Source organism: Gordonia jinghuaiqii (genome assembly GCF_014041935.1).
In the GTDB taxonomy this organism is placed as follows: domain Bacteria; phylum Actinomycetota; class Actinomycetes; order Mycobacteriales; family Mycobacteriaceae; genus Gordonia; species Gordonia jinghuaiqii.
Map to the genome: position 1 here is coordinate 1,633,705 of NZ_CP059491.1, position 23,270 is coordinate 1,656,974.

Here is a 23,270-nt window from a genome sequence, read left to right on the forward strand (position 1 = left end):
GTGGGCCCGGTCAGCCCCAGCTGGGAAGCCAGATCTGTTGCCGCCACAGGCCGGGGGAGATCGGGGAGCCGGTCAGGATCGGCCACAGCCACACGAAGTTGGCGACCACGAGCCCCACGTAGATGGCGACCACCACGATCGCCAGCGCCCGCCGCTCGGGGCGTTCGCGGGCGGTGGCCACCGCCGAACGCAACAGGTCGCCGCAACACAGGGCGAGCCCCATCACCAGGAACGGGGCCAGCACGGTGGCATAGAAGAAGTACATCTGTCGGTCGAGGGCCAGGAACCACGGCAGGATGCCGGCGAGGTATCCGACGAGTACCGCGGCATACCGCCAGTCGCGGCGCACGATCCACGACCACAGTCCCCACAGCAGCATCGGCAGCGACAACCACCACAGGGCGGGGGAACCGATGAGCATCTGCGCGCGGACACATTCACCCGCGCCGCACTGATCGGGGCCGTTCTCCAATGCGTAGAGCATCGGTCGCAGACTCATCGGCCACGTCCACGGTTTCGATTCCCAGGGATGCTGGTTGCCCGCCGAATTGGTCAGTCCCGAATGGAATTCGAGGATTCCCGACTCGTAGTACCACAGCGACCGCCACGCTCCCGGCACCCAGGCGAACGGTCCGCCGGTGCCGATCGAGTTGCCCACCTCGTAGCGGTAGACGGCGGTCTCGCTGTTGAACCACGGGATGTAGGTGAGGAAATAGATCACCACCGGCATCACCGCGAGGCTTGCGCCCGCCGGTATGACGTCGCGGACGACGGTGCCCACCCATGGTCGCCGGACGTGGAACGCGCGCCGCGCCGCGACGTCGAACCCGATGGCCAGCGCCGTGAAGAAGATGACGTAGTAGACGCCCGACCATTTGGTGCCGCAGTTCAGCCCGAGCATCACACCGGCGGTGAAGCGGTACCAGCGGAACCCCATCCGCGGGCCGAACGGGCTGTCGTCGATACGGCCTTCGAGGTACACGCGATACATGCGTTCGCGCACCTGATCGCGGTCGGCGATCAGCGCGGCGAAGGAGGCGACGATGAACAGCGTCTGGAAGATGTCGAGCATGCCCATCCGGGACTGCACGAACAGCACGCCGTCGCAGATCGCGAAGACACCGGCGATGGCGCCGACCAGCGTCGACCGGGTGAGTCGGCGCACCACGCAATAGATCAGCACGACGATGATCACGCCGGAGATCGCCGGTGCCACGCGCCACCCGAGGGGGCCGTAACCGAAGACCGCTTCCGACGCGGCGAGCATCCACTTGCCGACCGGCGGATGAACGACCAGGCCGTACGCCGGATTGTCCTCGATCCAGTTGCCGCCGGTCAGCAACTGCCAGGCCTGCGGCACATAGTGCTTCTCGTCGAAGACGGGTGTGCCCTTGTCGGTGGGGTGGCTCAGATTCCAGAACCGGGTGAGGCTCGCGATGAGGGCGATGACGACGCCGACCACGAGTCCGCGTCCGCGGTCCGGCGCACCGAACAGGGGCGTGGGGATCTCCGGGCCGAGACGCGGCGGAGGGCCTGTCCGGGAGGCTTCCACACCGGCTGGCACGTGGGTGTCGCGCGCGGCGGTGATGGTCACCCGCACGATCCTAATGGTCCCTCGTAAGCTGGCTGTCGATGAATGCCGCCCAGTCCGAGACGCCCCTGGTTCCTGTGGACCCCGAGCCGGAAGCCCCCGAGCCGGGAGCCCCCGAGCCTGCAGTTGAGCCGGGAGCCGCCGAGCCTGCAGTTGACCCGGGAGCCGCCGAGCCGGAAGTCGACCCCGAACCCGCCGGCGACGGCACCACCGGCAAGCTCGTGCTGGCCGCCACGCCGATGGGGCAGGTCGACGACGCGTCGCCCCGGCTTCGGTCGGCGTTGCGGACCGCCGACATCGTCGCCGCCGAGGACACCCGTCGGACCCGCGCGCTCGCGTCGGCGCTGGGCGTGGAGATCGGCGGCCGCGTCGTCAGCTACTACGACCAGGTCGAGGCGGCGCGCACGCCGGGCCTGGTGAGCGCGATCGCCGGCGGCGAGACCGTACTGCTCGTCACCGACGCGGGCATGCCGTCGGTCAGCGATCCCGGCTATCGGATCGTCGTGGCCTGCGCGGAGGCCGGTTTGCCGGTGACGGTGCTGCCCGGACCGTCCGCGGTGACAACGGCTCTCGCGGTGTCGGCCCTGCCGTCGGAACGGTTCTGCTTCGAAGGTTTCGCTCCCCGCAAACCGGGGGCGCGGGCGGAATGGCTGCGGGAACTGCTCCATCAGCCGCGCACTGCCGTGTTCTTCGAGTCGCCGCACCGGATCGCCGACACCCTCGCCGCGGCCGCGGAGATTCTCGGCGCGGACCGGCGTGCGGCGGTGTGCCGGGAGATGACCAAGACCTACGAGGAGGTTCGACGCGGCGGGCTGGCCGAACTGGCCGACTGGGCCGCCGGCGGGGTCCGGGGCGAGATCACCGTCGTGATCGCGGGCGCCGTCGCCGCCGAACCCGACATCGACGAACTCGCCGATCGCGCGGAGGCGCTCGTGGCCGACGGGATGCGGCTCAAGGATGCCTGCGCCGAGGTCACACAGGGTTCCGGTGCCTCGCGGCGCGACGTCTACCAGTCGGTGCTCGATAGACGTCGAGCTGATCAGCAGTGACCCGCAGCTCGACGCGCGGTGCGAGCCGGTAGGGGCGACTCGAGACGAGCGCACCCACCACGCGACGCAGCCGGGACAGTTCGGCGCGCACGCTGACGGTGTGGGTGTCGTCGCCGAAGAGCAGTTGGCTCAGCCGCTGCGAGGTCAGTCCCTGCTCGCCCGCATCGGCGAGGAGCAGCAGGATCTGGGCGTGACGTCGCGTGAGGACGGTGCGCCACGGCTCGTCGTCTCCGGTGACGGTGATCGTCGGTTCACCGTCGAGATCGAGTTCGGCCAGGACCGGTCCCGTCGGCCCCGCCGGACGCACCAGCCATCCCTTGCCGAGGCGTTCGACGACACAGATGCCGAGCCCCGGTACGAACTGCCGCATGTCGTCGGTCGGGGCGGCCACCCGTACCGGTGGCGTGCAACCGCGTCCCTCGGCGACCCAGCCGTCGTCGTCGATGAGCAACCCCGGGCCCTGCAGCCCGGCGAGTTGGGAACGTCCCGAGAATCGCAGATCGGCGAGTTCGCGTTGGTGGGCGAGCGTGACCTCGTGTTCGCCCAGCGCGGCGAGCGCAGACGTGAATGCCGTTGCCGCCGGCTGCATCTGCAGCGCGGGGCCGGCCAGCCCGGCGACGGCGACCATCTCGCCGGTGCGATGGTCGTGCACCGGCACCGCGGTACAGAACACCCCGTGCAGTGAGCTGCAGTAATGTTCGGCGCCGAACAGGCGGCTCGGACGCTGATGACGGATCGCCAGCGCGACCGCGGTGGTGGCAGTGGAATCCTCGTCCCATCTGCTGCCCTCGACGAGATCGAGACGGTCGGCCTCCGGGAGGATCGCCGACGACCCGCCGCGCCACAGCATCACGCCGTCGACGTCGAAGATGCCCAGAACCATCGACGCATCATCCGCGGACTGCGCGAACAACCGCTTGAGCGGTTCCACCGCGTCGCGCAGTGGGTGGGCGGCGCGCCGCGCCTCGAGCTCGTCGCGAGTGATCTGGCCGGGCGCGTGGACGTCGGAGGTGAACCGGTGCTCACCTGTCCGAACCCGACCCCAGGACTCCACGACGTCACCGGAGAATCCGGGAGGTGGGGCGGCGCCGGACATGATCGCATCGCGGTTCAGGCGCAGATCACGGTCGAGCACCGCCAGGTCGGTGGTCGACTGGATGGGCACGGTCATGGCGGGATCGTACCGAAGTTCACCGTTATCTACTCGTAACCCGGCCACTCACATGTCCGACGATGCTCGCCGCTTTGTCCAGACATTCCTGCCACTCGCGGAGTGGGTCCGAGTCGATGGTGATGCCGCCGCCGACTCCGAGTGCGGCGGTGCCGTCGGGAGTGATCTCCACGGTGCGGATGGCCACGTTGAGGTCGAGCGCGCGGCCCGGCCCGGCCATGCCGATGGCCCCGCAGTAGACGCCGCGCGCGTCGGCCTCCCAGTCGTCGAGCAACTCCATCGCACGCAGCTTGGGGGTACCGGTCACCGATGCCGGCGGGAACGCGGCGGCGAGCAGGGCGTCGTTTCCGGTGCCCGGCGGCAGGATCGCCTCCACGCGGGAGACCAGATGCCACACACCGGGAGCGGGCACCACCGACAGCAGCTCGGGTACCCGCACGCTGCCGGTGACCGCGACGCGGCCCAGATCGTTGCGGACGAGGTCGACGATCATGATGTTCTCGGCGACGTCCTTGGTGGAGGCGGCCAGCGCGTCGGGGTCGGCGTCGGCCGGAAGTGTGCCCTTGATCGGCGAGGACGAGATGATGTTGCCGGTACGCCGTAGGAACGTCTCTGGTGACAGGCTGGCGACCGTCCCCCAATTGCCCTGTAGGAAAGCGGCTTTCGTGGGGGTCGTGGCGCCTGCCAGTTCGGCGAAGTACTCGAGCGGGGAGCCTGACACCGCTCCGGTGAACCGCGTGCACACGCACGCCTGATAGACCTCGCCGGCCCGGATGGCATCCAGGCAGCGCTCGATGGCGGTCAGGTGCGGCTCGCGTTGCGGGGGTTGCCATCGCGCGGCAGCCGGGGCAGGGCGGGGTGCCGGTACGTCGAGAGCTGCCAGCGCCCAGTCCGGCACGCTCGCGCCGACCTGAGTCCACGCACCGTCGCGGAGCACGAGCACGCCGTCGACGAGACCGCCGACATTCGCCGGCAGCGCCGATTCCCCTGTGCGAACCGGGAATCCGAGATAACCGAACCAGAAGCGGTCCGGGTCGTCGGGCGGGGTGCAGCCGGGGACCAACTCGATCGACGGTGCGATGACGGCGTCGGCGTCGTACCAGTCGCCGATCAGTGCTGCCGGCGGCGGCAGTCCCCGCGATGTGGTCTCGGCCTGTAATGACCGGAGCGCATCGAGGGCGGGCACGACCATGCGATCGTCGGGGTCAGTTCTCGTACCGCGGGAACACCGGCGTCGGCTTCGGCAGGGTGGTTCCGGCCGCGAGGCGTGTGGTGACCGCGCTGAACTGGCGGTCGGCGCCCACCTCGAGCAGATCGAGGATCTTGTTCGACGACTCCGGCATCACCGGCTGGGAGAGGAGCGCGACGATCCGGACGACCTCGGCACAGACGTAGAGCACGGTGCCGGTCCGCTCGAGGTCGGTTTTGGCCAGCTTCCACGGCTCCTGCGCCGAGATGTACCGGTTGGTGTCGGCCAGCGTCGACCACATGGCCTCGAGCCCGAGGTGGATCGCCTGATTGTCGAAATGCGTGCGCACCGTCTCGAGCAGGCCGTCGGCCTGGGTGAGCAGTGTCTTGTCGGTGTCGGTGAGGTCGCCGGGCGCCGGGACGACGGAGTCGAAGTACTTGCCGATCATCGACAGGGTGCGCTGGGCGAGGTTGCCGAACTCGTTGGAGAGGTCGGAGTTGACGCGCGAGACGATCGCCTCGGCCGAGTACGACCCGTCCTGGCCGTAGGACACCTCGCGGAGGAAGAAGTAGCGCACCGGGTCGAGGCCGAACTCGTCGATGAGGTTCTCCGGGTCGACGACGTTGCCGACCGACTTGCTCATCTTCTCGCCCTTGTTGAACAGGAAGCCGTGCGCGAAGACCCGCTTGGGCAGTTCGACGCCTGCGCTCATCAGGAAGGCTGGCCAGTACACGCAGTGGAAGCGGATGATGTCCTTGCCGATGATGTGCAGGTCAGCGGGCCAGAACTTGGCGAAGGTGTCCGAATCGTCGGGGAAGCCGACGCCGGTCAGGTAGTTGGTCAGTGCGTCGACCCACACGTACATGACGTGCTCGGGGTGACCGGGGACCGGGACACCCCAGTCGAATGTGGTGCGCGACACCGACAGGTCGGTCAGTCCGCCCTTGACGAAACTCAGCACCTCGTTGCGCCGGACATCGGGGCCGATGAATCCCGGCTGGGCCTCATACAGCTCGAGGAGCTTGTCCTGGTAGGCAGACAGACGGAAGAAGTAGGTCTCCTCCTCCGTCCACGTGAGCACGTGGCCGGTGTCGGCGGCGACGCGGTCGCCGGCCTCGTTGACCACGGTGTCGGCCTCGCCGTAGAACGTCTCGTCGCGGACGTCGTACCAGCCCGAGTATTTGTCGAGGTAGATGTCGCCGCGGTCGCTCATGCGCTTCCACAACTCTTCCGAGGCGCGCTTGTGGTCCGCGTCGGAGGTGCGGATGAAACGGTCGAAACTGGACCCGAGACGCTCCTGAAGTGCCTGGAAGCGATCGGAGTTCCGGTTGGCGAGCTCCGCGGTGGGGATACCTTCGGCGGTCGCGGTCTGCTGCATCTTCTGGCCGTGGACGTCGGTGCCGGTCAAGAACCGGACGTCGAATCCGTCGAGCCGCTTGAACCGTGCGAGAGCGTCGGCGGAGATGTACTCGTAGGCGTGCCCGATGTGCGGAGCGCCGTTGGGGTAGGCGATCGCGGTGGTGAGGTAATACGGACGTCCGGCGCCGTGCGATGCGCCGAATGGATCAGGGCTGGTCAGATCGGGTGCCATAGTGCCCAACAGACTACCGATCCTCGGCGGGCTCACCCAATTGCGTCCCGGCCGGCTGCTGCCGGGACTGGTCGGCCGGATTGCGGCTGACGTGCTGGTTCCGGTGGCGCCCAGCCCGCACAGAACTCTCCGGAGGTGACTGGCGTCGTGGCCACCGGTGCCGGCGTGCGCGCTCACTGTTGAGTTCTCAAAGAACGATCTTCCTCGACGCCGCCAGAGGCGCCGCGCAGCCCGACTCACCCGCGGCCCGGCTCACCCCCGGCCGCTCGTCGTACCCGGCCTCCCCACGCACCGCACTGCCGGTGATCGAGGCTCCACTCGCCGCACCCGGCCTACACGAGCATGTCGTCGAGTCGCATGGTGCGCCGGTTGTAGGCAGATAGCGGTCGGCGCTCAGGGTCGATGTCGGCCGGCGGCATCAACCACGGATGCCGGTCGGGTCCCATCACCACATCCCAGCCGTGGTGGTGCACCTGGGTGTGGCAGCGTTGACACAGCAGGCAGCCGTTGCCGAGGTCGGTCGGACCGCCATCGGCCCAGTGCACGATGTGGTGAACCTGCGTATGCGACGCTGGCGCACCACATTTCACACAACACTCATCACGCACGATGACCGCCCGACGCAGGTGTGGCGGGAACAGTCGCTGACTGGTCCCCATCTCTAGCGGTACGCCTTGGTCGTCGATGACGATCTCGGTCAGGGTTGCATCACACGACAGCTGTGTCGCCGTGGCGTGGGAGATGCTGCCGACCCACGGCAATCGTGCGGGTTCGGTGGCATCGGCCGGGATGGTGACCAGCACCTGGGTGCGCGGCGACCCGGCGGTGGTGACGGTCGCGCCGATCGCGGCCTGGTCGAGCAGCACCTCGAAGCCGTCGGCCCATCGTTGTTCCCGCGAGCGGCGGTCTGCGGCTCCGTCGGGTTCGGGCCGGGGACAGGAACGTTCATCGATCATCGACAGAAATTTCTCTCCGATCACCGCGGTCACGTCCGCGGCGATCTCCACCCGACCGTCCCCGGTGACGTGTCCGGTCACCGAGTTCAGCGTGGCATCCTCGGCCGCGGGGACACCACCATCACCAGCGTCTGCGATCCGATGCCCGATGCTGCGGGCGTGCTCATCGATCTCGGCCGGGGCGGCACCGGAGAACGCCTGGCTGAGCAGTTCCGATTCGAACATCTGACGCTGCTCATCGGAAAGCTCGGTGGAGCAACGCTTCTCGACATGGGCGATTCCCCGCACGATCGCGTCGACGCACTCGGTGGCGAGGTACCCCTCGGCGGCGCAGTCGGCCACCTTGGGCAACGCCTCCAGGCTGCTGCCGATGCGGCTGTAGCGGTGCGCGGCTGCCGGGGGCATGCCCATCTCGATAAGGACCCGCCGCGTTGTCGATCCGACCTTCTCGGCGGCACCGGAGTCATCGAATGCCGCCACGTGGACAGCGATCTGGTGGTCGATGGCGTTGCGCAACAACCGAAGCTCGTCTATCGCAACGAGCGCTGGTTTCCCGGTGGGGTCCGCCGGTACGTCGAGTGCGGTGAGGTGATCGCGTATCTCGGTGATCGAGGGCATGAATTCACAGTACGGGCACATGCGTTCGACGAGTCACAACTCTCCACAGGGGGCGTCACGCGAATCATTGTTGTTAACAACCACTTTCACTCACGCCCCACCGGCGAACCGCAGTGGACTGTAATGAACAGTTGTCACATCAGTCACTCACCCATGTCGAGTTGTGTGGGTGTGGGCGGTCGGTTCGGTTCGTGCCCGCCGATCACCTCGGCAGTCCGCGCGACCATGACGTCGGGATCACGCGTCAGCGCAGACAGTGCCGAAGTCGATGCGGCGCCGGAGATCTCGGCGAGTGCCTGGACGAGGCGCATCCGTACCGCCGGGTCGGGATCGGTGCCGAGTCGTCCGGTCAACGCCTCGACGATCCGTGAGGGATCCCCTGGATATTCACCCAGGACCTCTGCTGCCTCGACATCGCGATCCCCGACGGCGACGAGCTCGACGAGAGGGCCGATCGCCGACGGTTCACCGCGGGCACCGAGTGCAAGGGCAGCGTGGCGACGAACATCGGAGTCCGGGTCGTCGACGGCGTCGCGCAGAACCGGGATGATCTGCGGGGTGTCCAGGGCGCCGATCGCGGCGATCACGCGTCGTCGGACCTCGGGGTCCGGGTCGCCGGATCGTGCTGCGAGGGAGGATAATCCGCCATCGCCGGACTGGGACAGGGCCCAGCGGAGAGCGCCGGCCACGTTCTCGTCTCGTTCGACGGTCAGGGCGTCGACGAGGGCGACGGCGGGCAGGTCGCCGCCCGCGGAGGCCAGGGCTGCGCGCTGACGGAACCCCGGATCGTCGGATCGGACACCATGCAGGAGACTGATCACGCCGAGTACCGATTCCCAGTCGCCCGGGCCGGCCGAATCGACCTGTTCGAGTCGCTCGAGAAGCCTTGCCTCGGCGGCCATCCGCGCTCGGGTGTCAGCGATGAGATCGGCCATCAGTGCTCCGGGCGCGAAGCCGGGATCGTCGAGGGCACGCCCCGCTTCACGCAGCGACAACCCCAGAGAGCGCAGGCTCTCCACATGGAACAACCGTTCGATGTCTGCCTCGGAGTACTCGCGGTAGCCACCGGTGGTGCGGCCCGTGGGCCGCACGAGTCCGATCGCATCGTAGTGGCGCAGCATCCGGGAACTCACTCCCGAGCGCCGCGCAACCTCCCCGATCAGCACGCGGTCCCCGCCTCCGCCCCGAAGTCGCTGTCCGGATCCTCCATGAGGCGTTCTGTGGCAGCCACGTGGATACGCACAACCGGGTCAGGGTGTGCGCGCGCCGCCCCGAGCGGGCCGAGCGCGGCGTCGCCGAGCTCGACGATGGCCCGGCTGAGACTGCGCTGCACCTCCATGTGACCCCGACCGAGTTCACGGGCCAACTCGACGGCGAGCGCGGTGACCTCCTCGTCGGGCACGAGAGCCACAGCCGTCCGCCACGCCGCCCGCGCGACCTCGTCGTCGGTGTCGTGCAGCAGTGTGGAGGAGATCGAGGGCCACGCCGACCGATCGCCGATCTTCGACAGCGTGTGCAGCGACTGACTCCGGGCCTGCGGGATCTCCGAGTTCAGCTCGACGACGAGCCGCGGCACTGTCACATCCGCGGGCAGCCGGGTCAACGCCCAGGTCAGCATGTCGCGGACGAAGAAGTCGGGCTCGATGCGACAGCGTCGGATCAGTTCATCGGTGAGTGCCGGGTCGGGCCGGGTGCCTGCGGCCATCGCCGCGCGCAGGCGCGTCGATGCGCTGGGAGCGCTCAACGCGTCGACGAGTGCGGCGACCGGTGAGTGAGTGGTCTGGTCGGTCATCTCCGAACCTCCTTCGATACCGATCACACCCCTTGACACAGTGTGAATGTCAAGGGGTGGTCGTCGTCGGAGGTCGGGTCACATCTCCCGTCGATACGGCTCGCAACCCGGTGGCGCCTTCGGCGGCTCGCGGTACTCGAGTTCAGGGATGTGCATGGTCACCGGGGACGACTCGAGCGTGAACTGCTCACCATGGTGGGCGAGTTTGATGGGTGGCCCCGACAACAGCCGGTACGTGGCGCTCTCCTTGTCCACCGCGACCACGATCTTCGTGTCACGCACGATCATGCGAAACGACATGTAGGTCAGCCGGGTCGGCAGTCGCGGTGCGAACGTGATGTGCCCGCCGAAGTCGCGCATCCCGCCGAAACCCGCCACGCAGTCGGTCCACGCGCCGGCGAGTGCGGCGATGTGCAGACCGCTGCTGACGTTGTTGTGCAGGTCGTGCAGATCGGTGAAGACCGACTCGGCCAGCAGATCGTAGGCGAGATCGGGGTAGCCGACCTCGGCGGCGGTGACCGCCTCGCAACACGCCGACAGCGACGAGTCGCGCACGGTCAGCGGGTAGTAGTAGTCGAAGTTGCGCAGTTTCTGTTCGGCGGTGAACGCGTCACCGAACAGATAGGTGGCGAACACCAGGTCGGCCTGTTTGACCACCTGCTTGCGGTAGAGGTCGTAGTACGGATAGTTCAGCAGCAGCGGGTAGCGGCCGACAGATGTCTCGAAGTCCCACGCGCCGAGCAGGGTGAACGACTCACACTGTTGATGAACACCCAGGGCGTCGTCGTAGGGGATCGTCATGTCGTCGGCGCACGATTCCCAGTGCGCCGCTTCGGCTGTGGTCACCCCGAACTGTTCGGCGAGGTCCGGCCGACGATGCACGGCCGCGACGGCGTCACGCAGGTTCTGTTGCGCCGCAAGGTTGGTGAAGGTGTTGTTGTTGACCACCGCGGTGTACTCGTCCGGTCCGGTCACGCCGTCGATGCGGAACTTGCCGTTGACGTCGTGATGACCGAGGCCGGCGAACAGCCGGGCGGTCTCGACGAGAAGTTCGACACCGCACTCGGTTTCGAACTGTTCGTCGTTGGTCGCACGCAGGTAGCGGGCGGTCGCGTTGGCGATGTCGGCGGAGACGTGGACACCCGCGGTGCCCGCAGGCCAGTACCCCGAACACTCGTCGCCGTTGATCGACCGCCAGGGGAACATGGCACCGCGCTGGCCGAGTTCGGCGGCCCGGGACTTGGCCTTGTCCATCGTGGAGTGCCGCCACCGCAGCTCCTCGCCGGCCGCCGCGGGCACGGTGTAGGTGAGCATCGGCAGGATGAAACTCTCGGTGTCCCAGAAGGTGTGGCCGTCGTATCCGGGTCCGGTGAGGCCCTTGGCCGGGATGGCGCGGGACTGGCCGCGCGCACCGGCCTGCAACACGTGGAACAAGGCGAACCGAACCGCTTGCTGGAGTTCGGGATCGCCGTCGAGTTCGACGTCGGCATCACGCCAGAAGTCTTCGAGGTAACGCACCTGGTCGGCCTTGAGCGAGTCCCAGCCGGTCTCCATCGCCATGGCCAGCGCGGCATCGACCTGCGCGCGCAGGGCCGGGACGGAGCGTCGGGCCGACCAGCCGTATCCCATGTACTTGGTGAGGGTGAGGCTCTTGCCCTTCGGGACGTTGGCCGCGATGGTGAGCCGGGCGAGGTCGCCGTCGGCGCGGATGAAGGTGTCGGCCTTGTCGGGGAAGTAGATCTCGTGATCCATACCGGCCGCGATGTGCAGCCCGGACTGCTTGGTGTGATGGACCAGCATGCCCCAGTAGTTGCGGCATGTCGCGAGGTCGGAGACCAGCGGGGCGTCGAGGGCGGCGGCCAGACGGGGGTCGTTGCCCGGGGCCGGCACCGGCTCGTTCGCGAGGAGATCGGACTGCAGGACGAGTTTCATGTCCTCGTCGACGGGCTCGACCTCGTAGCGGATCGCGGCGATCGTGCGTTTGGTGAACGAGACCAGACGCTCGGACTTGATCCGGACCTTGCGGCCGGTGGGTGAAGTCCAGACGGTGTGGCGACGCAGTGTGCCGGTGCGGAAGTCGAGGGTGCGCTCATGCTCTTCGGTACGCCCGTACCGAAGGTCCATCGGCTCGTCCTCGACGAGGAGGCGGATGATCTTGCCGTCGGTCACGTTCACGACCGTCTGCCCCGACTCGGGGTAGCCGTAACCGCTCTCAGCGTAGGGGAGTCCGCGCAACTCGTAGAAGCCGTTGAGGTAGGTGCCGGGATGGGTGACCGGTTCGCCCTCCTCGAAGCTGCCTCGTAACCCGATGTGTCCGTTGGACAATGCGAACAGCGTCTCGGTGCGGCCGAGCATGTCCAGATCGACGCCGCCACGCCACTTCAGCTGCCAGGGGTGGACCTCGAAGCCGAAACCGTGGTCGTGCTCGGGGCTCATGCGGGGAGCAATTCGTCGAGGTCGTTCACGACGATGTCCGCGCCGGCCGCCGTCATCGCGGCGGCCTGTCCGCCGCCGACGCGGTCGATGCCGACGACGTAGCCGAATTTGCCTGCGCTACCGGCCTGTACGCCGGAGATCGCGTCCTCGAAGACGGCGGCGGCTGCGGGTTCGACCCCCATCAGCTCGGCGCCCAGCAGATACGAGTCGGGCGCGGGCTTGCCGTTCAGACCCTTCGAGACGATGTCGAGGCCGTCGACACGGACCTCGACGAACTTCGACAGGTCGGCTGCATCCAGCACTGCTGCTCCATTCTTCGACGACGTCACGACCGCGATGCGGAGACCCGCGTCACGTGCCGCGTTGAGGTAACGCACCGACCCGGGGTAGGCCTGGCCGCCGTCCTCGGCGAGGCTGACCAGGAACATGTCGTTCTTGCCGCTGCCGATCCGGTCGACGGTCTCCGCGTCGACGTCGACGATGCCGCGCGAGGCGAGGAACGCCCGCACACCGTCGTCGCGGGGACGTCCGTCGACGAAGTCGAGATAGTCCTGGTCGGTGAACTCCACGAAGTCGGCGCCGCCGACCAGCGTGGCGAGATAGGCGTCGAACGCCTTCTTCCACGCTTTGCGGTGCAGCACCGCGGTCTCGGTGAGGACGCCGTCGAGGTCGAAGAGGGCGACGGAGATCGAATCTGGCAAACCCAACACGCTTCGCAACGCTACCCGTCCGGCGGCGCTCCGGCGCAGTTTGAGCGGGCGGCCCAACCGTTTTGCCCGTTGAGGCGGTGTGACGAGGGCGCGTCGGGCATCCGGTGCACCCGAGAACCGCACGCCGGAAACCTGTTGACCCGGGACACGAGGCCGGTGAGACGATGAACCGATGACCCGACGATTCGCCCAGATCGATGTCTTCTCCGCCACCGGGACCGAGGGGAATCCGGTGGCGGTGGTGGTCGACGGGGACGGCATCGCCGAAGACAGGATGGCTGCCTTCGCCCGGTGGACCAATCTGAGCGAGACCACATTTGTCCTGCCGCCCACCGATCCGGCCGCCGACTATCGGCTGCGGATCTTCACCCCCGACGGTGAACTGCCTTTCGCCGGGCATCCGACACTCGGGTCCGCGCACGCCTGGCTGACGACCGGTGGACGGCCCGCAGGCGAGGACATCGTGCAGGAATGCGGCGTAGGGCTGGTGCGGCTCCGACGCTCCGGTGCGCGCCTGGCCTTCGCGGCGCCGCCGCTGAGGCGCTCGGGTGCGGTCGAACCACGCATCGTCGCGGAGGTCGCCGCGGCGCTCGGCGTCGGCCTCGACGAGGTCCTCGCCGCCGAATGGGTCGACAACGGGCCGGAGTGGATGGTCTTTCGACTCGGGTCGGGGGAGCGGGTGCTCGAGGTCCGCCCCGACATCCCCGCCCTCGGCGACCACAAGGTCGGGTTGCTCGGTCTGTACGGCTCCGGTGACGGGGCATCGGGTGAGACATCGGGGACGGGCGAGGTCTTCGCCGAGGTGCGGGCGTTCGTGCCCGGCATCGGCGTGCCCGAGGACCCGGTGACCGGAAGCCTCAACGCGGGTATCGCGACCTGGCTGCGCGCGACCGGTCAGGCCCCGGCGACCTATGTCGCCGCACAGGGTGCCGCCATCGGACGTGCGGGCCGCATCCACATCCACGACGACGGCGAGGACATCTGGGTCGGCGGCGACACCGCGACGGTCATCGAGGGAACGGTGGCGCTGTAAACGGAGGCGCCGAGAGGTTCGCCGCTCAGCGACTGGTCGCCGCCGATGTCGGTGGCCGGTGCGTGAGGAGTCGCCGTGTTCCACCCGCTCGCCGGGGCGGGGGCGCGGCGGGGCGTGTGCCAAGGTGGGGGCCATGAGTGACACCCCCGATGCCGGTGCGAACGGCGGTGGCGAGACCCTGAGCAACAAGGCCGCCAAGAAGCGTCGTCGACGCGAACCGCCGCCGGACCCGGCGCCACTTCCCGGCCTCGTCGACGCCCACACCCATCTGGCAGCGTGCGGAGGCCGTGACGCGGAGTCGGTGCGCGCGATCCTCGACCACGCGCAGGCCGTCGGCGTCGACCATGTCGTCACCGTCGCCGACGACATGGTCGACGCGCGCTGGGCGGTTGCGGCCGCCGAATGGGACGACCGCGTCTACGCCGCCGTCGCCCTTCACCCCATGCATGCCGGCGACCTGAACGACGAGACGGCCGCCGAACTCGAGCAGATGGTGCGCCACCCGCGCGTCGTCGCGGTCGGTGAGACCGGTCTGGACTACTACTGGCCGGGTAGGTCCGACGACTGTGCATCGCCCGAGGTGCAGCACGAGACGTTCCGCTGGCACATCGACCTCGCCAAGCGTGTCGGCAAGCCGCTGATGATCCACAATCGGGAGGCCGACCGGGATCTCCTCGACGTCCTGGCCGCCGAGGGCGCTCCGGAGACCGTGATCATGCATTGCTTCTCCGGTGACCGGGACGTTGCACGGGAATGTGTGGACCGCGGGTTCATACTCAGCTTCGCCGGAACTGTGAGCTTCGCCAACTCCGAAGAACTCCGTGTCGCGGCGGAACTGGTGCCCGACGAGCAGCTCCTGGTGGAGACCGACGCGCCGTTCCTGACGCCCCATCCCTACCGTGGCCAGCCCAATCAGTCGTATTGCCTGCCCTACACGGCTCGGGCCGTCGCCGACATCCGCGGCGTGTCCGGCGAGGAGATGGCGCAGATCCTCGGCGGGAACGCGCGACGGATCTACAACATCCCTTTGCCATAATCTGGCCGGTTCGTTATCGTACTGTGATCCCGCTCGGCCAGAGCGATACATCCGGCTACGGCGGTCCACGGCAACGCCGTGCGCAATCTCCGGCAGTACGGATGGTCACCTGGTCGACAGGGTGTCAGTGTTCCCTATCAGGATGTCGTGCTCTTGTCTTCCTTGCCCAAAACAGTGTCGCCGAAATCGGTGTTCTCCAAGATCAACGCGTCCGACTCGTTGCGCGCCCGGTTGGCCGTCGGTGCCGTCTGCGCCACCGTCGCCGCCGGCGGGATCATGGGTGTCGCCATGCACAAGAACGTCACGATCGACGTCGACGGCGACGCTCGGACCGTGCCCACGATGGCCATGTCGGTCGAGGGCCTCCTCGAGGCCGAGGGACTCGCACCCGCCGAGGGCGACAAGGTCAGCCCCGGACTCGACGCCGGTTTCGGCGACGGCCAGACCATCAAGGTCAACCGCCGCAAGGAAGTGACCCTCGACATCGAGGGCACGAGCGACGTCGTCATCACCAATGCCTCGACCGTCGACCAGCTGCTCGACGAGCGCGGACTGGCCCACGCCGCCGAGGAGTCAGAGTTCGGCGAGGAGCTGCCGGTCAAGGGCGGCAAGATCGAGATCGCCCTGCCCAAGCCGGTGAATCTGGTCGACGGGCCCGTGAAGAAACGTCCGACCGTCGCCGCGCACACCGTCGCAGATCTTCTCGAGACGCTCGGCACACCGCTGAACGCCGAGGACAAGGTCACCCCGGCACCTGACACCAAGGTCACCCCCAACCTGAAGGTCGTCGTCACCCGGATCAAGACCGAGGACGTCACCCTCACCGAGGCCGTCGCGCCGCCCGAGGTGAAGAAAGAGGACCCCAGCCTCGTCCGTGACCGCAAGGTCGTCGAGAAGAAGGGGAAGCCCGGGGAGGCGCGGGTGACGTATAAGGTCACCACCGTGAACGGGAAAGTGGTCAAGCGCGACAAGCTCAACAGTGAGGTGCTGACCGAGCCCGTCGCGGCGACCGTCCGCATCGGCACCAAGCCCGGTGCGCCGTTCGTGCCGAACGGCTCGGTCTGGGACGCGCTCGCCGCCTGCGAGGCGACCGGCAACTGGGCGATCAACACCGGCAACGGCTTCTACGGCGGAGTGCAGTTCGATCAGAACACCTGGGAACGCTGGGGCGGGCTGGAGTACGCCCCCCGCGCCGACCTCGCCACCCGCGAAGAGCAGATCGCGGTCGCCTCGAAGACACAGGCCGTGCAGGGCTGGGGCGCCTGGCCGTCCTGCTCGTCCAAGCTGGGCCTGCGCTGATCGACGACACACCCGACGGGGCCGCCGCACCTCGCCTGCTCGGGCCCGCGCAGATCCGCGAGCTGGCCGCCGAGGTCGGGGTCCGCCCGACCAAGACGCTGGGCCAGAACTTCGTCCACGACGCCAACACGGTTCGACGTATCGTCGCAGCCTCCGGTGTGGGTCCCGAGGACACCGTCCTCGAAGTCGGGCCGGGGCTGGGTTCGCTGACCCTGGCGCTGCTGGGAACGGCAGGGAAAGTCGTCGCGATCGAGATCGACCCCGTTCTCGCGCAACGACTTCCGGCGACGATCGCCGAGTATGCCCCCGGCCGGCAGGAGCGTTTCCAGGTCATCCTGGCCGACGCCCTGCATGTCACCCGCGACGATCTTCCGGTGGCGCCCACCGCTCTCGTCGCGAACCTCCCGTACAACGTGTCCGTCCCGGTGCTGTTGCACCTGCTCGGTCTGTTCCCCGAGATCACCACCGCACTCGTCATGGTTCAGGCCGAGGTCGCCGACCGGCTGGCCGCCGGTCCCGGCAGCCGCACCTACGGCGTGCCGAGCGCCAAGGCGCGCTATCACGGCCGCGTGAGCCGCGCCGGTTCCGTGGGCCGCAACGTGTTCTGGCCCGAGCCGAAGGTCGAATCCGGCCTCGTTCGCGTGGAGCGAACCGACGATTACCCCACCGATCCGGTGATGCGCCAGCAGGTGTTCGCCGCGATCGACGCCGCGTTTGCCCAGCGCCGCAAGACATTACGGTCGGCACTGGCGGGCTGGGCGGGCTCGCCCGCCGAAGCGGAGCGTCGACTACGGGCCGCCGGAATCGATCCCGGTCTCCGTGGCGAGCGGCTCGACATCGACGACTTCGTTCGGCTCGCCCAGACCACCTGACCTGTCCGGACCACTGACCTGGCCGTCATCAAAGGTGCTCCCGCGCAGGCAGATCGGCGTCGGATGACCGCTCAGCTCGACGCGGCCCGCAGTTTCTCCAGAAGTTCGGGCGCCGCCTCACGCAGGAAGTCGTCCTGTGTTTCGCCGCCGATCTGGATGAGTGCGACATCGGTGAATCCCGCCTCCCAGTAGGGTTTCACCGCGTCCACGATCTGATCGAGGTCGGGGCCGCACGGGATGTTGCCCGCGACATCGTAGGGCGTGACGAATTGGGTCGCTGCCGCGAAACCGGCGGTGGTACGCAGGTCGGCGTTGACATCCCAACCGCCGGCGAACCACCGGAACTGCTCGTGCGCACGGTTGATCGCCTTCTCGCGATCGGGGTCCCAGCAGATCGGGATCTGGCCGATCGCCCGCGAGCCCTGCTCGCCGATCGTCGTGGTGGAGGAGTGCTCGTTCCACGCCGTCACGAGGTCGGCATTCGGCTCGACCGCGATCAGATGCTCGGCGAGCGGGCCGAACGTGTCGATCCCCGAATTCCCTGCCACCGCAACGCCTATCGGGACCGGCTGGTCCGGAACGTCCCAGATGCGCCCGGCGTCGACCTGAAAGAACTCGCCGCGGAAGTCCACGAGGTCCCCGGTGTGCAACTTGCGGATGATCTCGATGGCCTCGGCGAGCATGTCCTGACGGTCGGCCACCGACGGCCATCCCTCACCCACCACATGCTCGTTCAGGTTCTCACCCGATCCGAGGCCGAGCGTGAATCGTCCGTCGGCGAGGATCTGCATCGTCGCGGCCTTCTGCGCGACGATGGCCGGGTGGTAGCGGATCGTGGGGCACGTCACATAGGTCATCAACTCGACCCGGTCGGTCGCGTGGGCGACCGCGCCGAGGACCGACCACGCGTACGGTGCATGCCCCTGGGAGGAGAGCCACGGGAAGTAGTGGTCGCTGGAGACCTCGAAGTCGAAACCGGCCTCCTCGGCACCGACCGCGTAACGGACCAGTTCTTTGGGTCCGGCCTGCTCGGTCATCAGGGTGTAGCCGAATCGGGTTGCCATCGATTGCTCCTCTGCAGTCACTGTTTCGGGGTCGCGAGTTTCGGGTCGCTGCTGCGGGGTCACTCTTCTGCGAAACCGGTCGGATCGGTGTAGGCGTTGAGTTGCGCGCCCAGTGATCGACAGCTGCGGAATGAGGTACGGATGCCCGACCAGAACACGACTGAAACCATCGACACAGTGCTCCTCGACGTCGACGGAACACTCATCGACTCGACGTACCTGCACGCCCTGGCATGGATGCGGGCCTTCGCAGCGCACGATCTGACGCCCCTGTGGTGGCGCGTCCACCGCGCGATCGGCATGGGCGGCGACCGTCTGGTCGGCGAGATCTGCGGCGACGAGGTCGAGGAGTCGCTCGGGGACACGCTGCGCGATGCCTGGTCCGAGCACTATCGCGGGATGCTTGCGGACGTGCGACCGCTGCCGGGCGCCGTCGACCTGATCCGCGGTCTGCTCGACGCCGACTACCGGGTGGCGCTGGCGTCGTCGGGCAAGTCCGAGTTCACCGACGCCGCGCTGGACTCCATGGGACTGCACCGGGACGACTTCGCCGCCGTGACCACCTCCGACGATGCCGACTCGTCGAAGCCTGCACCCGACATCCTCTCCGTGGCACTCGAACGCGCCGGCGGTGGGCGAGCGGTCGTGGTGGGTGACACGGTGTGGGATATCGAGTCGGCACACCGCCTTCCGGCCGACTGCGTGGCGGTGCGATCCGGCGGCTTCGCCGAGGGTGAACTCCGCGACGCGGGGGCGATACTGGTCGTCGACGATGTCGGCGATCTCGTCGCCAGGGGATGGCGTCCCTGAGCGGACTCCCACCGACTGAGACTAGGCTGAATCATTGTGCCGCGAACGTCTCTGTCGGTGGTGTCCGACTCCATCACCGCGCGGGCCCCGTCGAAGGTGAATCTGCACCTCGGTGTGGGTCCGCGCCGAGATGACGGGTACCACGATCTGGTCACCGTCTTCCAAGCCCTGTCGCTCCACGACGACATCCGTGTCGCCCGTGCCAACGAGATGAGCGTCACCGTCCGCGGGGAGGGTGCCGGATCGGTACCGACCGACGGCGCCAATATCGCCGTCCGTGCCGCGGTGGCCCTCGCCGACTGGGCCGGCCGCACGGGCCGGGTCTCCATCGACATCGACAAGTCCATCCCGGTCGCCGGCGGAATGGCCGGGGGCAGTGCCGATGCCGCGGGTGCACTAGTGGCGCTGGCCGCGCTCTGGAAACTCGACATCGGACGCGACGACCTCGCCGCCATCGCCGCCGATCTCGGCAGCGACGTTCCCTTTGCGCTACACGGCAACACGGCGCTGGGGACCGGACGCGGCGAACGGCTCATGCAGGTGCTCTCGCGCGGCGAGTTCCACTGGGTACTCGCGCTCGCCCGCGAGGGGCTGTCCACCCCCGCGGTGTATCGCGAGCTGGATCGGTTGCGCGACAGCCGCTCTGGCGGCGTCGCCGCCGACGACGAGCGTGACCTGTTGCGCCGCCCGGACGATCTGATGCAGGCCCTGGCGTCGGGCGACGCACGCGCCGTGGCCCCGTTGCTGCACAACGACCTGCAACCCGCCGCCCTCAGCCTGCAACCGACACTGCGACGCACGCTGCGCGCGGGTATCGATGCCGGAGCGCTCGGTGGCATCGTCTCCGGCTCGGGACCGACGTGCGCCTTCCTGTGCGCCGACGAGATCAGTGCGGTCAACGTCGCCGCCGAACTGTCCGGGGCGGGCGTGGCCCGCTCCGTGCGCACGGCATGCGGTCCGGCGCCGGGCACGCGTGTACTGGGAACTCCCGAACAGGCTCACTGACCGCGGTCCGCTGCGGACACCGACGGCGCCTTACGCGGGGGCCGTCGACCCGACGCCGGCCACTACAGTGGTCTGATGCCTGGCAGACCTCCGATGCGTATCGCGGCGCTCGTCGTCGCCGTACTGGCCTGGACCGGTCTGTTCGCCACCGCGGCGCCCGCGCATGCGGCCGCCCCGGACAACGGATTCGTGTTCACCACCGCCGACGTCGCCGACGACCAGCTCCCCACGGCGGCCTCAGCGGGCACCCGTCTGACCTATGCGACGCGGGACCAACGCGGACGCCCGGCGATGTCGAGTGGGGTGTACTGGCTGCCCGAGGGGACGCCGCCCGCCGGCGGGTGGCCGGTCGTGTCGTGGGCGCACGGGACGGTCGGCATCGCCGACGAGTGCGCACCGACCCGGCACCGCCTCGGCGACGGCGTCGAGCTGCCGGTCCGGGCCGCTCTGGAAGCCGGCTACGCGGTCACCGCCACCGACTACGCCGGCCTCGGAACCGCCGGGGAGAACGAATATCTCGGTGGCCGTGCGGCCGCGCACTCGGTCATCGACATGATCCGCGCCGCCCGATCGGTCGAGAACACACTAGGTGCGCGCTGGGTGTCGATCGGCCATTCGCAGGGTGGGCACGCGGCGATCCAGGCCGGCCGGCTCGCACCCGAGTACGCGCCGGAACTGCCGGTCGAGGGCGTCGTCGCGATCGCCCCGGTCTCGTTGCTCGAGGAATTGTTCGGCATCTTCGGCCCACGCGTCCCCGCCCTCGGGGCACTCAATGTCTTGAGTGCCCCGTTCCTGTACACCCTCGCCGGCCTCGATCACGCTCACCCCGAGCTGCGCGTCACCGACTTCCTGACGACCGACGGCAAGCGTTTCCTCGACCGTTCGCGCTCCCGGTGCAACGGCGATCTCGTCGACGCGCTGCGGTCGGTGTCGCCGGGATCGCTGGTGGACCGATCGTTCACCGACGACCAGTCCTTCCGGAATGCGTTGCGGGAGTATGCGGAGGTGCCGACCTCCGGCTACCCGGCGAAGGTGACCATCGCGCACGGGATCCTCGATCCCGTTCTCCCGTACCTGCTGAGCCGCAAGCTACGGTCGGCGATGAGTGACAACGGGGTCGACGTCGACCTCAAGACCTATGCGCGCGCCGACCACAGCAGTGTCGTCGACGGATCGTTGCCCGACGTCCTGGCTGCGATCCGGCAGGCGTTCGGCGACTGAGTCCTCACTCGATCGCTTCGCCGAGCTCCATCCAGCGTTCCTCGAGTTCTTCGAGTTCGGCCTCCATGGTGCGGATGCTCTCCGTCTCGGCGGCCAAGCCCTGGTAATCGGCCTGGTCGTGATCGGCCAGCGCGGTGCGTGCCGCGTCGATCTTGCTGTGCAACTTGTCGATTCGCCGCTCCATCGACGCCAGTTCCTTGTTCGCCGCTCGCAGATCGGCGCCGCTCAGCGATGTGGCCGCCGCGCCGCCACCCGATGAACTCGCACCGGCGGGCATCGAGGAGTTGGACTTCGACTGCGCAGCACGAAGTTTCAGGAACTCGTCGACGCCGCCGGGAAGATGGCGGAGCTTGCCGTCCATGACCGCGAACTGCTGATCGGTGGCCCGCTCGAGGAAGTAGCGGTCGTGCGAGACGACGATCAGGGTTCCGGGCCAGGAGTCGAGCAGATCTTCGAGGGCGGCGAGCATGTCGGTGTCGAGGTCGTTGGTCGGCTCGTCGAGGATCAGCACATTCGGGGCGTCGAGCAGGATGAGCAGCAGCTGCAGCCGCCGCTTCTGACCGCCGGAGAGATCTTTGACCGGGGTCGAGAGCTGCGCGCTGTCGAAGCCGAGTCGCTCGAGGAGCTGCGACGGTGACAGTTCCTGAGCCTTGGATCCCGCGCCGAAGGTGTAGGTGGTCTGCAGGTCGGCGATCACCTTGCGGACCGGGTCGTCGAGGTACTGATCGAGGTCGTCGAGCCGCTGCGTCAGGGTGGCGACCTTGACGGTCTTGCCGCGCTTGACACGACCGCCGGTCGCCTCGACCGTGCCGGCGACCAGCCCGAGGAGGGTGGACTTGCCGGCGCCGTTGACGCCGAGGATGCCGGTACGTTCACCGGGCGCGAGCCGCCACTCGATGCCGTCGAGCACGGTGCGGTCGCCGTAGGACACCGAGACGTCGAGGAGGTCGACGACGTCCTTGCCGAGGCGCGCGGTGGCCAGCGACTGCAGGGCGACGGTGTCGCGAACGGGCGGCACATCGGCGATCAGGGCGTTGGCGGCGTCGATCCGGAACTTCGGCTTGGACGTGCGGGCCGGAGCGCCGCGCCGCAGCCACGCCAGTTCCTTGCGCGCCAGGTTCTGGCGACGCGCCTCGATCGTCGCGGCCTGCCGGTCACGTTCGACGCGCTGCAGGATGTAGGCGGCGTATCCGCCCTCGAACGCCTCGACGATGCGGTCGTGGACCTCCCAGGTCACCGTGCACACCTCGTCGAGGAACCACCGATCGTGAGTCACCACCAGCAGCCCACCCGCATTCGCCGGCCAGCGTCGCTTGAGGTGGTCGGCGAGCCAGGTGATGGCCTCGACGTCGAGGTGGTTGGTCGGTTCGTCGAGCGCGAGGACGTCGTGTTCGCCGGCCAGCAACCGGGCCAGCGAGACCCGGCGGCGCTGACCACCCGACAGCGAGTCGGTGGGCGCAGACCATTCGACGTCGCCGAGCAGCCCGCCGATGACGTCGCGCACCCGCGCATCGCCGGCCCACTCGTGCTCGGGACGGTCGCCGACGACGGCGTGTCCGACGGTCTCGCCGTCGTCGAACTCGTCGACCTGGGAGAGGACGCCGATGCGGACTCCGCCGCGCACCGTGACCCGGCCGGAATCAGGTTCCATCCGGCCGGCGAGCATCGCGAGCAGACTCGATTTTCCGTCGCCGTTACGTCCGACGATGCCGATACGGTCGCCCTCGTTGACGCCGAGGGACACCGAGTCGAAGACCTTCGTCGTCGGGTATTCCAGGCCTAGGGTTTCCGCGCCGAGTAGATGTGCCACGCGACAAACGCTAGTGG

At 68.3% G+C, this 23,270-nt stretch carries 19 protein-coding genes; 8 read left to right on the forward strand and 11 right to left on the reverse strand.

Annotated elements, in window-relative coordinates:
- Window positions 1-10 precede the first annotated feature (10 nt).
- Window positions 11-1,594: a dolichyl-phosphate-mannose--protein mannosyltransferase gene (locus H1R19_RS07230; RefSeq protein ID WP_219851086.1), complete on the reverse strand. Its 1,584-nt coding sequence runs from the start codon at window positions 1,592-1,594 to the stop codon at window positions 11-13.
- Between the two features lie 38 nt (window positions 1,595-1,632).
- Here H1R19_RS07230 and rsmI point away from each other — a divergent pair, with 38 nt between their 5' ends.
- Entirely contained in the window at window positions 1,633-2,640 is a 1,008-nt protein-coding gene (rsmI, locus tag H1R19_RS07235; protein ID WP_257865672.1) for a 16S rRNA (cytidine(1402)-2'-O)-methyltransferase, read from the forward strand.
- Here the strand turns inward: rsmI and H1R19_RS07240 are convergent.
- The 8 genes from H1R19_RS07240 to H1R19_RS07275 form a co-directional block, all read right to left on the reverse strand.
- Window positions 2,564-3,811 (reverse strand): helix-turn-helix domain-containing protein, encoded by a 1,248-nt coding sequence (locus H1R19_RS07240; RefSeq protein WP_219851087.1) that lies wholly within the window; start codon window positions 3,809-3,811, stop codon window positions 2,564-2,566. The genes rsmI and H1R19_RS07240 overlap by 77 nt on opposite strands.
- 25 nt (window positions 3,812-3,836) lie before the next feature.
- The gene (locus tag H1R19_RS07245; protein ID WP_219851088.1) at window positions 3,837-5,003 is read right to left on the reverse strand and encodes an aminodeoxychorismate synthase component I; all 1,167 of its coding nucleotides are present in this window, start codon (window positions 5,001-5,003) and stop codon (window positions 3,837-3,839) included.
- Between the two features lie 13 nt (window positions 5,004-5,016).
- Window positions 5,017-6,591, reverse strand: a complete 1,575-nt coding sequence (gene metG / locus H1R19_RS07250; protein ID WP_188329955.1) for a methionine--tRNA ligase — start codon at window positions 6,589-6,591, stop codon at window positions 5,017-5,019.
- A gap of 332 nt (window positions 6,592-6,923) precedes the next feature.
- On the reverse strand, window positions 6,924-8,165 hold the full coding sequence (locus H1R19_RS07255; RefSeq protein ID WP_219851089.1) for an HNH endonuclease: 1,242 nt from the start codon (window positions 8,163-8,165) through the stop codon (window positions 6,924-6,926).
- 143 nt (window positions 8,166-8,308) lie between these two features.
- Window positions 8,309-9,331, reverse strand: a complete 1,023-nt coding sequence (locus H1R19_RS07260; protein ID WP_219851090.1) for a HEAT repeat domain-containing protein — start codon at window positions 9,329-9,331, stop codon at window positions 8,309-8,311.
- Window positions 9,325-9,957, reverse strand: coding sequence for a HEAT repeat domain-containing protein (locus H1R19_RS07265; protein WP_219851091.1), 633 nt, complete (start codon window positions 9,955-9,957; stop codon window positions 9,325-9,327). The genes H1R19_RS07260 and H1R19_RS07265 overlap by 7 nt, the downstream gene beginning before the upstream one ends.
- A gap of 78 nt (window positions 9,958-10,035) precedes the next feature.
- Complete coding sequence (locus H1R19_RS07270) at window positions 10,036-12,393, reverse strand: glycoside hydrolase family 65 protein (RefSeq protein WP_219851092.1); 2,358 nt, start codon at window positions 12,391-12,393, stop codon at window positions 10,036-10,038.
- Window positions 12,390-13,103, reverse strand: coding sequence for an HAD family hydrolase (locus tag H1R19_RS07275; protein ID WP_219851093.1), 714 nt, complete (start codon window positions 13,101-13,103; stop codon window positions 12,390-12,392). The genes H1R19_RS07270 and H1R19_RS07275 overlap by 4 nt, the downstream gene beginning before the upstream one ends.
- A gap of 172 nt (window positions 13,104-13,275) precedes the next feature.
- On the opposite strand from H1R19_RS07275, the gene H1R19_RS07280 reads away from it, so the two are divergent.
- The 4 genes from H1R19_RS07280 to rsmA all read left to right on the forward strand — a co-directional run bounded on the left by H1R19_RS07280 (window position 13,276) and on the right by rsmA (window position 17,343).
- Window positions 13,276-14,136: a PhzF family phenazine biosynthesis protein gene (locus H1R19_RS07280; RefSeq protein WP_219851094.1), complete on the forward strand. Its 861-nt coding sequence runs from the start codon at window positions 13,276-13,278 to the stop codon at window positions 14,134-14,136.
- A 133-nt stretch (window positions 14,137-14,269) separates the two neighbouring features.
- Window positions 14,270-15,172 (forward strand): TatD family hydrolase, encoded by a 903-nt coding sequence (locus tag H1R19_RS07285; protein ID WP_219851095.1) that lies wholly within the window; start codon window positions 14,270-14,272, stop codon window positions 15,170-15,172.
- 174 nt (window positions 15,173-15,346) lie between these two features.
- Window positions 15,347-16,471 carry a resuscitation-promoting factor gene (locus H1R19_RS07290; protein WP_219851554.1) on the forward strand — a complete coding sequence of 375 codons (1,125 nt, stop codon included), beginning with the start codon at window positions 15,347-15,349 and terminating at the stop codon, window positions 16,469-16,471.
- On the forward strand, window positions 16,435-17,343 hold the full coding sequence (gene rsmA / locus H1R19_RS07295; protein WP_188329948.1) for a 16S rRNA (adenine(1518)-N(6)/adenine(1519)-N(6))-dimethyltransferase RsmA: 909 nt from the start codon (window positions 16,435-16,437) through the stop codon (window positions 17,341-17,343). Before H1R19_RS07290 ends, rsmA begins: the two co-directional genes overlap by 37 nt.
- 71 nt (window positions 17,344-17,414) lie before the next feature.
- Here the strand turns inward: rsmA and H1R19_RS07300 are convergent, their stop codons facing one another.
- Window positions 17,415-18,407 (reverse strand): LLM class F420-dependent oxidoreductase, encoded by a 993-nt coding sequence (locus tag H1R19_RS07300; RefSeq protein WP_219851096.1) that lies wholly within the window; start codon window positions 18,405-18,407, stop codon window positions 17,415-17,417.
- 141 nt (window positions 18,408-18,548) lie between these two features.
- Here H1R19_RS07300 and H1R19_RS07305 point away from each other — a divergent pair, with 141 nt between their 5' ends.
- From H1R19_RS07305 to H1R19_RS07315, 3 genes are all read left to right on the forward strand, one after another.
- Complete coding sequence (locus H1R19_RS07305; RefSeq protein WP_188329929.1) at window positions 18,549-19,217, forward strand: HAD family hydrolase; 669 nt, start codon at window positions 18,549-18,551, stop codon at window positions 19,215-19,217.
- 36 nt (window positions 19,218-19,253) lie between these two features.
- A complete protein-coding gene (locus tag H1R19_RS07310) occupies window positions 19,254-20,222 on the forward strand; it encodes a 4-(cytidine 5'-diphospho)-2-C-methyl-D-erythritol kinase (protein ID WP_188329928.1) in 969 nt (322 codons plus the stop codon).
- Between the two features lie 75 nt (window positions 20,223-20,297).
- Complete coding sequence (locus tag H1R19_RS07315) at window positions 20,298-21,443, forward strand: lipase family protein (protein ID WP_219851097.1); 1,146 nt, start codon at window positions 20,298-20,300, stop codon at window positions 21,441-21,443.
- Between the two features lie 4 nt (window positions 21,444-21,447).
- Here H1R19_RS07315 and H1R19_RS07320 read toward each other — a convergent pair whose 3' ends face one another.
- Complete coding sequence (locus H1R19_RS07320; RefSeq protein ID WP_219851098.1) at window positions 21,448-23,253, reverse strand: ABC-F family ATP-binding cassette domain-containing protein; 1,806 nt, start codon at window positions 23,251-23,253, stop codon at window positions 21,448-21,450.
- Between the last annotated feature and the right edge of the window lie 17 nt (window positions 23,254-23,270).

Coding starts and splice junctions, on each gene's coding strand:
- rsmI (WP_257865672.1), top strand. CDS start 1,633: ATGAATGCCGCCCAGTCCGAGACGCCCCTGGTTCCTGTGGACCCCGAG.
- H1R19_RS07240 (WP_219851087.1), bottom strand. CDS start 3,811: ATGACCGTGCCCATCCAGTCGACCACCGACCTGGCGGTGCTCGACCGT.
- H1R19_RS07245 (WP_219851088.1), bottom strand. CDS start 5,003: ATGGTCGTGCCCGCCCTCGATGCGCTCCGGTCATTACAGGCCGAGACC.
- metG (WP_188329955.1), bottom strand. CDS start 6,591: ATGGCACCCGATCTGACCAGCCCTGATCCATTCGGCGCATCGCACGGC.
- H1R19_RS07255 (WP_219851089.1), bottom strand. CDS start 8,165: ATGCCCTCGATCACCGAGATACGCGATCACCTCACCGCACTCGACGTA.
- H1R19_RS07265 (WP_219851091.1), bottom strand. CDS start 9,957: ATGACCGACCAGACCACTCACTCACCGGTCGCCGCACTCGTCGACGCG.
- H1R19_RS07270 (WP_219851092.1), bottom strand. CDS start 12,393: ATGAGCCCCGAGCACGACCACGGTTTCGGCTTCGAGGTCCACCCCTGG.
- H1R19_RS07280 (WP_219851094.1), top strand. CDS start 13,276: ATGACCCGACGATTCGCCCAGATCGATGTCTTCTCCGCCACCGGGACC.
- H1R19_RS07285 (WP_219851095.1), top strand. CDS start 14,270: ATGAGTGACACCCCCGATGCCGGTGCGAACGGCGGTGGCGAGACCCTG.
- H1R19_RS07300 (WP_219851096.1), bottom strand. CDS start 18,407: ATGGCAACCCGATTCGGCTACACCCTGATGACCGAGCAGGCCGGACCC.
- H1R19_RS07305 (WP_188329929.1), top strand. CDS start 18,549: ATGCCCGACCAGAACACGACTGAAACCATCGACACAGTGCTCCTCGAC.
- H1R19_RS07315 (WP_219851097.1), top strand. CDS start 20,298: ATGCCTGGCAGACCTCCGATGCGTATCGCGGCGCTCGTCGTCGCCGTA.